We start from the raw sequence: 12,417 nt of genomic DNA, 5'->3' as shown, positions 1-12,417 counted from the left end.
TTGCCGTGTGCGCAGGACAGCGCACACGAGCAAGGCGCCATCGAGCCTACAGGGACGTACTTGCGGCGTGTCCTGCACGCCCATGCCCTCAGCCTCCCCCCGCATCAGGAAGGCGCTGCTTTGGCTTTGGCTTTGAGCTTCAAAAAGCGGGCCGGCGGGCCGCAGGCCCGCCAGCGAACACCTCACCCCGCCACGATGTACTGCTGCAGCTGGTCCAGCTCGCGCCGCTGCGCATCGATCACCGACTTCACCAGGTCGCCGATGGAGATCACCCCCAGCACCTGCGCGCCCTCCACCACCGGCAGATGGCGGATGCGGTAGTCGGTCACCAACTGCAGGCAGTGCTCCACCTGCTCGCCCGGCGAGACCGTCACCACCTGCGCCGTCATGATCTCCGCCACCGCCGTATCGCGTGACGAACGATCACGCAGCACGATCTTGCGTGCGTAATCGCGCTCGGACAGGATGCCGACCAACCGCGGCCCGTCCATCACCAGCACCGCACCGATGCCCTTCTCCGCCATCAACCGGATCGCATCGATCACCGCCGCCTCCGGCGCGACCGCATGTACTTCAGGAGACTTGCCGTCCAACAGTTGCCGTACCGTCGTCATCTGCCTGCCCTCCGAGGGTGGGTTGCAGTGCCGAGTCTGCCACGGCGGATGCTAGCCACGCGTCAACCAGGTACAGCGGCCGCTGCTTGGACTCTTCGTACAGCCGTCCCAGGTACTCACCGATCAGGCCCAGCGCAATCAACTGCACCCCGCCCAGGAACAGGATCACCGCCATCATCGTCGGCCAGCCCGCCACCCGGTCGCCATACAGCGCCGCCTTCACGATCACCCATACGCCGAAGACGAAGGCCACCGCTGCCGTTGCCAGTCCCAGGTAGGTCGCCGCCCGCAGCGGCACGGTGGAAAAGCCGGTAATGCCCTCCAGCGCGAAGTTCCACAGCCGCCACAGACTGAACTTGCTGGTGCCGGCCACTCGCGCGTGACGGTGATAGGGCACTGCGATCCGCTTGAAACCGACCCAGCTGAAAAGCCCCTTCATGAAACGGTGGCGCTCGCGCATCTCGCGCAGCGCACTCAACGCACGCGGCGACAGCAGGCGGAAATCACCGGTATCGGCCGGGATCGGCGTGCGCGACAGGCGCCCCATCACCCGGTAGAACACCGCCGCCGTGGCACGCTTGATCCAGGCCTCACCATCGCGGGCCATGCGCGTGCCGTAGACGTTGTCATGGCCCTCGCGCCAGCGCGCGACGAATTCCGGTACCAGCTCCGGCGGGTCCTGGCCGTCGGCGTCAAGGATCATCGCCGCTCCGTCGCGCACCAGGTCCAGGCCGGCGGTCAGCGCGGCTTCCTTGCCGAAGTTGCGCGAGAGCTTCAGCGCGGACACCCGTGCATCGGACTGGGCCAGGCGGGCGATCACCTCCCAGGTGCCGTCATGGCTGCCGTCATCCACATAGAGGATGTGGCCTTCGATATCGGGCATGCCGTCCAGCACGGCACACAACCGCGGATGCAGCAACGGCAGTGCCAGGGCCTCGTTGTAGGCGGCGATGACAAAGGTAAGCCGTTCGCGGGTCATGCCCCGATTGTACGTTGCCGCCGCCCGCAGATCAGGCGTCGTGGGCCCTCATTCTTCCGACAGGTACGCGGCCCCGCCCAGCTGCCGTGCCTGCCGCTGGATCCACGCCGCGCGCCGCTGTACGTACGGCCCTGGTTTTGCCGCGTTGTAGCGCCGCGGTGCCGGCAGCACTGCCGCCAGCCGCGCGCTCTCGGCCGGGCTCAGGCGCGCCGCGTCCTTGCCCCAGAACGCCTGCGCCGCTGCTTGCGCCCCGTACACGCCATCACCGAACTCGGCGATGTTGGCGTACACCTCAAGGATGCGCTCCTTCGGCCACAGCGCTTCGATCAGCACCGTGTACCAGACCTCCAGACCCTTGCGGATCCAGCTGCGGCCCTGCCAGAGGAACAGGTTCTTGGCCACCTGCTGGCTGATCGTGCTGGCGCCACGCAGGCGCCCGCCCTTGGCATTGTGGTCGCGGGCCTTTTCGATGGCCTGCAGGTCGAAGCCGTTGTGTTCGGGGAAGCGCTGGTCTTCGGCCGCCACCAGCGAGATCGGCAGGCTCGGGGCCATCTGGTCGAGGTCGCGCCACTGGTAATGCAGGCGATACGACCAGTCAGCCTCGCCCAGCGCCTCGCCATAGCGCCACAGCATGACCGTGGACACCGGAGGATCGATGAACCGCAGCACCAGCACCTGCAGGCAACTGAAGGCCGCCAGCAGCACCGGCAGCCACAGCAGCTGTTTCCAGCGCCAGCGCCTGCGGCGCGGGACGTCCGCCCCGGCCTCCACCTTGTGCTGCTCTCCCCCTGCCCCCATTACTGGTGCATCCTTCTTCTGTCTGGTTGTCGGCGCATTATCCGGCAACCGCCCTCGTTTACGCGCGATATGAGCCGATGACCGCCAACTCCGATTCCCTGATCCGCTTCCTGCTCCCCGACGCTGGCGTCCGTGGTGTCCATGTGCGCCTGCAGGCCACCTGGCAGGAAATCCTGTCCCACGCCGCGTACCCGGATACGGCCGCCGAACTGCTCGGCGAGGCCTGCGTGGCCTCGGCGCTGTTCACCGGCCACACCAAGATCGATGGCCGCCTCTCGATCCAGCTGCGCAGCAGCACCGCCCTGCGCACCCTGTTCGCTGAATGCACCGCCGCAGGCACCCTGCGCGGTATTGCCCAGCTCAGCGAAGGCGTCGACGCGCCGCGCGACCTGTCCAGCCTGGGCGACGACGCCCTGCTCGCGATCACCATCGAAAACCCTGGCCTGGACCCGCGCGAGCCGCAGCGCTACCAGAGCCTGGTCGCGCTGACAGCGCCGGAGCTGGACGAAGCCTTCGAGGATTACTTCCGCCAGTCCGAGCAGCTGCCGACCCGCCTGCTGTTGGCGGCCGACCGCAACGGGGCCGCCGGCCTGCTGCTGCAGAAGCTGCCGGGCGACGAGGGCGACGAAGATGGTTGGGCGCGCGCCAGCGCATTGTTCGAAACCCTGGGCAAGGCCGAGCTGCTGGCCACCCCGGCCGAGCAGCTGCTGCACCGCCTGTTCCACGAGGAGAAGCCGGCGCTGATGGGCGAGAAGCCGCTGTCCTTCGCCTGCTCCTGCTCCCGTGAACGGGTCGCGTCGATGCTGCAGTCGCTGGGCGAGGACGAGGCGCGTGCCGCGGCCGCGGACACCGGCGCCGTCGAGGTCCGTTGCGAATTCTGCGGGCGGGAGTATCACTTTCCTTTGACGGAGTTCGGCATACTGTTCCACGGTGCCGAGGGGACTGTACCGGCGCCTGAGCGGCTTCAGTAAACGGCTTGTCTTGCATCTGGGGGGATCAAGGCTTGTTAAGAATTCATAAACACCCTAGGATCAAGTTCCCGTATCTTCGGGAACTTCCGTTGTTCGTCCCTGTCTGAACTGGTCCGATGCGTACCTTCCTGCGTCTACCGCTGGCTCTGATGATCGCCCTTGGCGCGATCACGGGCGTGCATGCGCAGAGCAAGGACACCCGGACCGTGTTGCCGGTGTGGAACAAGGGCAGCGGCAAGGTCGAAGCCCTGCTGTACCTGGAGCCCACCGGCGAACAGGCGGCTGGCGCCCGCTGGCACTTCGGCCGCAATTCGCTGGATGCGGCCTTCGGCCTGTCGTCGGGCGATTCGCTGGGCCTGCTCTGCAACAGCAGCAGTGGAACCAGCATGAGCGGCCTGGCCAGTCACTGCATGCTGGCCAGCCTCGGCGACGAAGATGACCTCAACAGCCGCCGCTTCAGCGGCACCGCCGCGCTGAACCGCGGCAACAGTCGTCTAGGCATCACTGCCGGTACCGGCCGTGAAACCCTGCCGGCATGGCTGGCAGGCCCCAACAAGACGCCGTCATTGCGCGCCGAGCAGAATGATCTGACCGTGTTCGCGCAGAAGAACATCGGCCGCGAAGGCTTCGTTTCCATCGCCGGTACCTATGCCAAGGCCCGCCTGGTTCCGCTGGCCGACGCTTCGCCGGCCCTGGTCGACCGCTGGGACAGCAAGAGCCTGAGCATCGGTGCCGGCTACGGCAACTTCACCGGCAGCATCATCGGTCGCGTCGTCGACGTACCGGGCAAGCCTGGCAAGTGGGAAGGCCTGGGAATCGGCCTTACCTGGCGTACCCCTTGGTCCGGCCAGCTCACCGTGGGCGCGGAGAACGTGATCAGCCGCGGCAAGAATCCGTTCTCGCCGCGCAATGAAAGCAATGACGACGGCACTGTGCCGTATGTGCGTTACGAACAGGATCTCTGATCCCACCGCGCGGTTCTTCCTGCAGTGACTTCTCACGGGCGCCGAAAGGCGCCCGTTGCGTATGCGTGATCGCGATACACATATCGCGCTTTTCGGTGAGTCGGATACCGTGCAGTTCAGTTCGACATGCTGCGATACACGCCAGCGAGCACTTTTTTCATCACCATGCTCTAACAAACGAGACGGAACTGGCTCGAATGCAACTCAAGTCTTTGATTTTGCGAATTAATTTCAATTTTCACCAAAATCATAGATTTGATTAACACAGCTTTAATTCTTGGCGAACGCCCGCTACTATCGGTTCAGCCCTCGCGATTTGGGAGCGCTTTTCGCTCCCCCGCCGGGCACTAACCCAGCCAAGATTTCTTGGAGAGAGAGAGCCAATGAATTTCCAGTCCAACAAGCTGCGCGACGCCGTTCTGGTCGCGCTCGTTGCCGGTGTGGCATCCACTGCCACCGCCCAGGCCCAGGAAGCGACCAACCTTGACCGCATCTCGGTCACCGGTTCGCGCATCAAGAGCACCGACATCGAAACCTCGCAGCCGGTGCTCAGCCTGACCCGCGCCGACATCGAAAAGCAGGGCGTGACCTCGGTCGCCGACATCCTGCAGCGCGTCGCCGCCAACGGTGCCGCCCTGAACCGTACGTTCAACAACGGCGGTGACGGTTCGGCCGGCGTCAGCCTGCGCAACCTCGGTGCCGAGCGCACCCTGGTGCTGGTCAATGGCCGCCGCTGGACCACTGGTCTGGACGGCAGCGTCGACCTGAACACCATTCCGACTGCGATGATCGAGCGCATCGACATCCTGAAGGACGGCGCCTCGACCATCTATGGTTCGGACGCCATCGCCGGCGTTGTGAACATCATCACCAAGCAGAACTTCGACGGTGCTGAAGTCAACGCCTACAAGGGCCAGTACAGCGCCGGCGATGGCCAGCGTGAAGCATATGACTTCACCCTGGGCACCGTGACCGACCGCGCCTCGATCACCGTCGGCGCGTCCTACGTCAACGAAAAGTCCGTCATGGCCGGCGATCGCAAGATCTCCGCCGGTGGCCCGCCGTTCTTCAGTGGCCAGAGCGCAACCGGCATCCCGGGCAGCTATGTGCGCAACGGCAACCAGTACGTCATCATCAATGGCGTTGAAACCCCGTTCGATGCCAACGTCCACGGCTACAACACTGCACCGGACAACTACCTGCTGACCCCGAACGAGCGCACCTCGCTGTTCGTGCTGGGTTCGTACAACGTGACTGACAACATCACCTTCCGTACCGAGGCGATGTACAACGAGCGCAAGTCCGAGCAGCTGTTGGCATCCATGCCGGTGACCGGCCAGCGTCTGAGCGCGGGCAGCATGTACAACCCGTATGGCGTCGACCTGACGGGCGTCAATCGTCGCTTCAATGAATCCGGTGGTCGTTCGTTCAACCAGAACGTCAAGAACTGGCACTTCTACGGTGGCTTCGAAGGCTTCTTCGAATTTGCCGATCGCAACTTCGACTGGGACGTTGGCTATCGCTACGACAAGACCGACCAGAACGACCTGACCTACGGCCTGTTCAACAGGCAGCGTCTGGCCGAGGCCTATGGCCCGTCGGCTCTGCGCGACGGCAAGCCGGTCTGCTTGAATTCGGCGGGCGCCGTCATTGCCGGCTGTGTGCCGATCAATCCGCTGGGTGGGCTGGGCTCCATCTCGCAGGAAGCTCTGGACTACACCTCGTTCACCGCACACGATTCGGCGAGCCTGGTGTCGAAGGGCTACTACGCCAACATCTCCGGTGAGATCGTGCAGCTGCCGGCCGGTGCGCTGGGCTTCGCTGCCGGTTACGAGTACCGCAAGGAAACCGGTCAGTTTGATCCGGACGCCTTCATTGCCTCGGGTCTGAGCACCGGCAACGGTGCGGCACCGACCAAGGGCGGCTACGATCTGAACGAGTTCTTCGTGGAACTGTCGATCCCGGTGCTGGCGGACCTGCCGGGCGCCAAGCTGCTGGACTTCAGCGTGGCATCGCGCTACTCCGACTACAGCAACTTCGGCAACACCACCAACAACAAGTTCGGCTTCCGCTGGAAGCCGATCGACGACCTGATGATCCGCGGTAACTACTCCGAGGGCTTCCGCGCGCCGAGCATCAACAACCTGTATCGCGGCGATACAGACTCCTTCGAGACCTACATCGATCCCTGCTCGTCCAACGCTGGCCTCCGTACCGGTGCGGTTGCCGCCCAGTGTGCCGCACAGGGCGTTCCGGCCAACTTCGTTCAGCCGGGCGCCGGTGCAGGCCGCAAGCAGACGGTTGTGCCGTTCACCTGGCAGGCCAACCCGAACCTGAAGCCCGAAACCTCGACCAGCAAGACGCTGGGCCTGGTGTGGAGCCCGAGCTTCGTCACCGGCCTGAACGTCACTCTGGACTGGTGGCAGATCAAGGTGGAAGACGCCATCACCCGCCCGGCGATCCAGGACATCATGAGCTACTGCTACGGCGGCACCCCGCAGCAGCAGGCAGCCTACTGCGGCCTGATCACGCGTGATCCGAACTACGGCACCGTCAACCAGCGCTACACCATCACCAACGTCAACATGCCGCTGCAGAACCTGGCATCGTACAAGGTGGAAGGTTGGGATCTGGGCCTGGCCTACCGCCTGCCGGAGACCTCGTTCGGTCAGTTCACCATCAGCTGGGACAGCACCTATCTGTCCAAGTGGGACACCAAGTCGACCCAGGACTCGCCGGTTGAAGGCCGTCAGGGCCGTTACCGCGACCAGGATCCGTACTGGCGCATCCGCTCCAACCTGTATGTGGATTGGAGCTACGGTGATTTCGGTGTGAACTGGGGCCTGCGCTACAAGTCCGGCATGCGTGAAGAGTGCCCGTTCGATCCGGCCCAGGATCCGGAGACCTTCCCGTTCTGCTCCGACGGTGCGAAGGGCGAGAACCACATCGCGTCGACCACCTACCACGACATCCAGGTCCGCTACAACACCCCGTGGAAGGGCACCATCATGCTGGGTCTGAACAACGCGTTCGACAAGGATCCGCCGGTGTCCTACTCGGTCCGTGCCAACATGTTCGACCCGCAGTACGACCTGCCGGGCCGCTACATGTACATGCAGTACAAGCAGAAGTTCTGATCGATCCACTGATCGGCTGACGCAGCAACGGCCCCGCAAGGGGCCGTTGTTTTTTTGTGCCTTCCAGGCGGCGGCAGCACCAACGGAAAAGGGCGCGGCATTGCCGCGGCCTTTCTGTACTCAACGCAGCAACAACGCTCAACCGTTCGGAATCAGCGTCTCGATGAGATGCTCGACGTAGGCTTCGAAATCCTCGCGCGCCTGCTTGGGTTGCTGCAACTGCAGCGACAACTGCAGGAAGCCGACATAGGCGGCGTAGGCGAGGCGTGCACGGTGGCGCGCATCGGTCGAGCTGAGCCCGGCCTGGCGGAACGAGGCGATCAGATAGTCGAGGCGGCGCTGCGACACCCGGTCGATCACCGGGCGCACCATCGGGTGGTCCAGCGCCTTCAGCAGCTCGCTGTAGATGATGTGCGGCTGCACTTCATGCGCCACCATCTGGAACAGCTGGCGCAGCCGCACACGCGGGTCCGGTACGTCTTCCAGACTGCCGAACACCTGTTCCTGTTCGAACAGTTCCCAGCGTTCCAGCGCGGCCTGCAGCAAGGCGTCACGCGAGGGGAAATGCCAATAGAAACTGCCCTTGGTCACGCCGAGTCGCCGCGCCAGCGGTTCCACCGCAACGGCGCCTACGCCTTGTTCAGCAATCAGGTCGAGGGCCGCCTGGGCCCAGTCTTCGGCACTCAGGCGGCTGTTGCGGCCGGCGCGCGGTTCGCCGGCGGAAGCGTCAGGTTGATTCATGGGCTGATTTAACCATACGCCGGGGTTCGTTGCAGTACGCCGTTGCGGGCGAAACCGTCAAAGGGCTCTCCTGCAGGCCTGTCGCACTGCACCATACGATGCAGTATTGACTTCCCGCCCAAGCGATCCATACTAGCAAGTATGGTTACGTCCCCTACTCCCGCTGCGTTCCATGATCTGCGCCTGGAGGCTGCCCATGGCGCGCGCCTTGCAGCGACCGCCAGCGACCATGGCCGGCGCGGCCGGGTGCTTTTCGCACATGGCTTCGGCCAGACCCGTCATGCCTGGATCGCCACCGCCCGCGCGTTGTCCGCGGCGGGTCTGCAGACCCTGGCCTACGACGCGCGCGGCCACGGCGACTCGGACTGGAATGCCGCCGACCTGCCGTATCACGGCGAACAGTTCGCCGATGATCTGATCGTGCTGGCCGGCGAGCAACCGCGCCCGCCGGTGCTGGTCGCGGCCTCGATGGGCGGCCTGTTCGGCCTGCTGGCCGAATCGCGCTGGCCTGGCCTGTTCTCGGCAATGGTGCTGGTCGACATCACCCCGCGCTGGGATACCGCCGGTGTCGAACGCATCCTGGCCTTCATGACCGCCCATCCTGACGGCTTCGCCTCGCTGACCCAGGCCGCCGATGTGATCTCGGCCTATATGCCGCACCGTCCGCGCAAATCCGAGCAGTCGCTGCGCGCACTGCTGCGCGAGGACGGCCACGGCCGCTGGCGTTGGCACTGGGACCCGCGTCTGGTGGCCGAACTGGCCCGCGACAGCGAGCAGCACCAGGATGCGCTGGCCGAGGCCGCGCGCCAGGTGAAGTGCCCGCTGCTGCTGGTCAGCGGCGGCCGCAGCGACCTGGTCACGCCACAGACCGTTGCCGAATTCCTGGCGTTGGCGCCGCACGCGCGCCATGTACAGCTGCCGCAGGCCACGCACATGGTCGCCGGCGATGACAACGACGCCTTTACCGCTACTGTGTTGGACTATCTGGACGTGTTGCCCGCAGCGGATGCTGCAGCTTCGTCCGCCACAAACGAGCACGTCACCGGAGCACGCTCATGAGCATCGTTCTTCCCTTCCTCGCCCTGCTGCTGGCAGGCGCGTTCGTCGCCTACCACCGCATGCGGCTGGTTACCTGGACGCTGATCAGCGTGGCGCTGCTGGCCGCCTGCTGGTTCATCCCCTACGTCAACCAGACCGCCACGATCGTTGCGGCCGCTGTGTTGGCCGTCATCGCCGTGCCGCTGCTGCTGCCGTTCATCCGCAAGCCGCTGCTGACCGGCCCGATGATGAAGGTGTTCCGCAAGGTGCTGCCGCCGCTGTCGCAGACCGAGCGCATCGCGCTGGAAACCGGCTCGGTTGGCTTCGAGGGCGAACTGTTCACCGGTGATCCGGACTGGAACATCCTGCTCAACTACCCCAAGCCGCAGCTGACCGCCGAAGAACAGGCCTTCCTCGATGGCCCGGTCGAAGAGCTGTGCACGATGGTCAACGACTGGGAAATCACCCACGTCCATGCGGACCTGCCGCCGGAACTGTGGGCCTTCATCAAGAAGAACAAGTTCTTCGGCATGATCATCCCGAAGGAATATGGCGGCCTGGGCTTCTCCGCGCTGGCCCACCACAAGGTGATCCAGAAGCTGGCCTCGGTGTCCTCGGTGGTCAGCTCGACCGTCGGCGTGCCCAACTCGCTGGGCCCGGGTGAACTGCTGGTGCATTACGGCACCCAGGAACAGAAGGACCAGTACCTGCCGCGCCTGGCCGATGGCCGCGAAGTGCCTTGCTTCGGCCTGACCGGTCCGTTCGCCGGTTCCGACGCCACCTCCATTCCGGACTACGGCATCGTCTGCAAGGGCGAGTGGAACGGCGAGCAGGTGCTCGGCGTCAAGCTGACCTTCGACAAGCGCTACATCACCCTGGCCCCGGTCGCTTCGCTGATCGGCCTGGCCTTCCGCATGTACGACCCGGATGGCCTGATCGGCGATACCCGCGACATCGGCATCACCCTGGGCCTGCTGCCGCGCGACACCGCCGGTGTTGAAATCGGCCGTCGCCACTTCCCGCTGAACTCGACGTTCCAGAACGGCCCGATCCGCGGCAAGGACGTGTTCATTCCGCTGACCCAGCTGATCGGTGGCGCGGCCATGGCCGGCAAGGGCTGGAACATGCTCAACGAGTGCCTGGCCGTGGGCCGCTCGATCACCCTGCCGTCCACCGCCAGTGGCGGTGCCAAGGCCGGTGCCGCCGTGACCGGTGCCTATGCACGCATCCGCAAGCAGTTCGGCCTGTCGGTCGGCCGCTTCGAAGGCGTGGAGGAAGCGCTGGCCCGCATCGGTGGCAAGGCCTACAAGATCAGCGCACTTTCGCAGGCCACCGCTGCTGCGGTGGACCGCGGTGACGTGCCGTCGGTGCCGTCCGCCATTGCCAAGTACCACTGCACCAACATGAGCCGTGAAGTGATCTCGGACATGATGGACGTGATCGGCGGCAAGGGCATCATCCTCGGCCCGCGCAACTTCGCCGGTCGTAGCTGGCAGGCTGCACCGATCGCGATCACAGTGGAAGGCGCCAACATCATGACCCGCAGCCTGCTGATCTTCGGCCAGGGTGCGATCCTCTGCCACCCGTGGGTGCTGAAGGAAATGAAGGCCGCGCAGGATCCGGACACCCGTGCCGGCCTGCAGGACTTCGACCGCAGCCTGTTCGGCCACATCCGCTACGGCATCTCCAATGCCGTGCGTTCGTTCTGGTTCGGCATGACCGGTGCGCGCTTCGGTGCCGCCCCGGGCGACGCCTATACCCGCCGCTACTTCCGCAAGCTGGACCGTTACTCGGCCAACCTGGCGCTGATGGCCGACATCTCGATGATGACCCTCGGCGGCAAGCTGAAGTTCAAGGAGTCGCTGTCCGGCCGCCTGGGCGACGTGCTGAGCCATGTCTACATGACCAGCGCCATGCTCAAGCGCTATCACGACGAAGGCGCACCGCAGGCCGACCAGCCGCTGCTGGCCTGGGCCTTCCATGACAGCGTCCACAAGATCGAAGAGTCGCTGTCGGCCGCACTGCGCAACTTCCCGATCCGCCCGATCGGCTGGCTGATGTGGGCGCTGATCTTCCCGCTGGGCCGTCGTGCCGAGGCCCCGGGCGACCGCCTGAGCCGCCGCGTCGCCGCCCTGCTGATGGCGCCGAATGAAGCCCGCGACCGCCTGGCCAGCGGCGTGTTCCTGACCCCGTGCGAGAACAACCCGGGTGGCCGCATCAACAGCTACCTGAGCAAGGCGATCATGGCCGAGCCGGTGGAGCGCAAGTTCCTGAAGGCACTGAAGAGCAAGGGCATCGAAGCGCTGGACTTCAACAGCCAGCTGGACGAAGCCGTGGCCGAAGGCGTGATCACCCAGGACGAGCGCAGCCTGCTGGAAGAGCTGCGTACGCTGACGCTGGATACCATCACCGTGGACGACTTCGACACCCACGAACTGCGCGCGGCCAGCTACTACGACCGCCAGCACAAGGACCCGCATTCGCAGGCGGCCTGATATCGCCCGCGACACGCGTTGCCTCGACGGCGGGCCTCGGCCCGCCGTCGCTTTATCCGCCGACCGGAATCCTCCTCATGTCCACGCCCCTGCTCTCGCTCTACAACCGCCTGCAGCGCTGGCCCGCCGGCACCTGGCTGTTCTCACGCGCGGTGTGTTTCAAGGCGCCCTACTTCGCCAGCATCGCGCCACGCATCACCCGCCTGGAACACGGCCGCTGCGAAGGCACGCTGGCCGACCGGCGCAAGGTGCGCAACCACATCGGTACGGTGCACGCGATCGCGATGTGCAACCTGGCCGAACTGACCGCCGGGCTGATGGTCGATGCATCACTGCCGAAGGGAATGCGCTGGATTCCGAAGGGGATGCAGGTGCAGTACCTGGCCAAGGCGCGTGGCACGCTGCAGGCGGTGGCGCTGCCGGCGCAGCCGATCGTGGTCGCGGCCGAGGGCTATGCGCTGCCGGTGACGGTGAGCGTGCGCGACCGCGCGGGGACGGAGGTGTTCAGCGCGGTGATCGACATGTGGATGTCGCCGGCGAAGTAGTGTTCCCGCGAACGGCGCAGCCCCTCGTGGGTGCGTCGCGAAACGCGGTTTATCGGCTGGGCCGGAGGGGTGGGGCCGGGCGGGCACGCCGCAAGTACGTCCGTGTAGGCTTAGCAGCCGCATTCATGCGGCTG

10 protein-coding genes are annotated in these 12,417 nt (G+C 65.2%); 6 read left to right on the top strand and 4 right to left on the bottom strand.

Translation table 11 applies throughout. The features are described 5' to 3' along the window. Positions 1 to 182: 182 nt before the first annotated feature. From R1H25_RS19975 to mtgA, 3 genes are read right to left on the bottom strand one after another with little or no spacing between them, the layout of a single operon-like run. A complete protein-coding gene (locus R1H25_RS19975; protein ID WP_049445369.1) occupies positions 183 to 614 on the bottom strand; it encodes a CBS domain-containing protein in 432 nt (143 codons plus the stop codon). After that, a complete protein-coding gene (locus R1H25_RS19970) occupies positions 574 to 1,593 on the bottom strand; it encodes a glycosyltransferase family 2 protein (protein ID WP_317224435.1) in 1,020 nt (339 codons plus the stop codon). Before R1H25_RS19970 ends, R1H25_RS19975 begins: the two co-directional genes overlap by 41 nt. 48 nt (positions 1,594 to 1,641) lie before the next feature. Continuing rightward, positions 1,642 to 2,391 carry a monofunctional biosynthetic peptidoglycan transglycosylase gene (gene mtgA, locus R1H25_RS19965; protein WP_317224434.1) on the bottom strand — a complete coding sequence of 250 codons (750 nt, stop codon included), beginning with the start codon at positions 2,389 to 2,391 and terminating at the stop codon, positions 1,642 to 1,644. 77 nt (positions 2,392 to 2,468) lie between these two features. On the opposite strand from mtgA, the gene R1H25_RS19960 reads away from it, so the two are divergent. From R1H25_RS19960 to R1H25_RS19950, 3 genes are all read left to right on the top strand, one after another. Next, on the top strand, positions 2,469 to 3,362 hold the full coding sequence (locus tag R1H25_RS19960) for an Hsp33 family molecular chaperone HslO (protein WP_208043057.1): 894 nt from the start codon (positions 2,469 to 2,471) through the stop codon (positions 3,360 to 3,362). Positions 3,363 to 3,511: 149 nt separating this feature from the next. Then, positions 3,512 to 4,327 (top strand): hypothetical protein, encoded by an 816-nt coding sequence (locus R1H25_RS19955; protein WP_170935765.1) that lies wholly within the window; start codon positions 3,512 to 3,514, stop codon positions 4,325 to 4,327. Positions 4,328 to 4,710: 383 nt separating this feature from the next. Beyond that, positions 4,711 to 7,464, top strand: a complete 2,754-nt coding sequence (locus R1H25_RS19950; RefSeq protein WP_049445382.1) for a TonB-dependent siderophore receptor — start codon at positions 4,711 to 4,713, stop codon at positions 7,462 to 7,464. A gap of 138 nt (positions 7,465 to 7,602) precedes the next feature. On the opposite strand, the gene R1H25_RS19945 is transcribed toward R1H25_RS19950, so the two are convergent. Next, positions 7,603 to 8,205, bottom strand: coding sequence for a TetR/AcrR family transcriptional regulator (locus R1H25_RS19945; RefSeq protein WP_006464233.1), 603 nt, complete (start codon positions 8,203 to 8,205; stop codon positions 7,603 to 7,605). A 141-nt stretch (positions 8,206 to 8,346) separates the two neighbouring features. On the opposite strand from R1H25_RS19945, the gene R1H25_RS19940 reads away from it, so the two are divergent. The 3 genes from R1H25_RS19940 to R1H25_RS19930 all read left to right on the top strand — a co-directional run bounded on the left by R1H25_RS19940 (position 8,347) and on the right by R1H25_RS19930 (position 12,283). Then, the gene (locus tag R1H25_RS19940; RefSeq protein ID WP_049445385.1) at positions 8,347 to 9,264 is read left to right on the top strand and encodes an alpha/beta fold hydrolase; all 918 of its coding nucleotides are present in this window, start codon (positions 8,347 to 8,349) and stop codon (positions 9,262 to 9,264) included. Next, positions 9,261 to 11,738: an acyl-CoA dehydrogenase gene (locus R1H25_RS19935; protein WP_317224433.1), complete on the top strand. Its 2,478-nt coding sequence runs from the start codon at positions 9,261 to 9,263 to the stop codon at positions 11,736 to 11,738. Before R1H25_RS19940 ends, R1H25_RS19935 begins: the two co-directional genes overlap by 4 nt. 77 nt (positions 11,739 to 11,815) lie before the next feature. Further along, positions 11,816 to 12,283: a hotdog fold domain-containing protein gene (locus tag R1H25_RS19930; protein ID WP_088479645.1), complete on the top strand. Its 468-nt coding sequence runs from the start codon at positions 11,816 to 11,818 to the stop codon at positions 12,281 to 12,283. Positions 12,284 to 12,417 lie beyond the last annotated feature (134 nt).

The organism is Stenotrophomonas veracruzanensis, from assembly GCF_032911525.1.
Classification (GTDB): domain Bacteria; phylum Pseudomonadota; class Gammaproteobacteria; order Xanthomonadales; family Xanthomonadaceae; genus Stenotrophomonas; species Stenotrophomonas africana.
This window is presented reverse-complemented; position numbering and strand designations above follow the sequence as displayed.

What these genes read in the sequence shown, in the direction of transcription:
- R1H25_RS19930 (WP_088479645.1), top strand. Translation starts at nt 11,816, where the DNA reads ATGTCCACGCCCCTGCTCTCGCTCTACAACCGCCTGCAGCGCTGGCCC.
- R1H25_RS19945 (WP_006464233.1), bottom strand. Translation starts at nt 8,205, where the DNA reads ATGAATCAACCTGACGCTTCCGCCGGCGAACCGCGCGCCGGCCGCAAC.
- R1H25_RS19935 (WP_317224433.1), top strand. Translation starts at nt 9,261, where the DNA reads ATGAGCATCGTTCTTCCCTTCCTCGCCCTGCTGCTGGCAGGCGCGTTC.
- R1H25_RS19970 (WP_317224435.1), bottom strand. Translation starts at nt 1,593, where the DNA reads ATGACCCGCGAACGGCTTACCTTTGTCATCGCCGCCTACAACGAGGCC.
- R1H25_RS19960 (WP_208043057.1), top strand. Translation starts at nt 2,469, where the DNA reads ATGACCGCCAACTCCGATTCCCTGATCCGCTTCCTGCTCCCCGACGCT.
- R1H25_RS19975 (WP_049445369.1), bottom strand. Translation starts at nt 614, where the DNA reads ATGACGACGGTACGGCAACTGTTGGACGGCAAGTCTCCTGAAGTACAT.
- R1H25_RS19940 (WP_049445385.1), top strand. Translation starts at nt 8,347, where the DNA reads ATGGTTACGTCCCCTACTCCCGCTGCGTTCCATGATCTGCGCCTGGAG.
- R1H25_RS19950 (WP_049445382.1), top strand. Translation starts at nt 4,711, where the DNA reads ATGAATTTCCAGTCCAACAAGCTGCGCGACGCCGTTCTGGTCGCGCTC.
- mtgA (WP_317224434.1), bottom strand. Translation starts at nt 2,391, where the DNA reads ATGGGGGCAGGGGGAGAGCAGCACAAGGTGGAGGCCGGGGCGGACGTC.
- R1H25_RS19955 (WP_170935765.1), top strand. Translation starts at nt 3,512, where the DNA reads ATGATCGCCCTTGGCGCGATCACGGGCGTGCATGCGCAGAGCAAGGAC.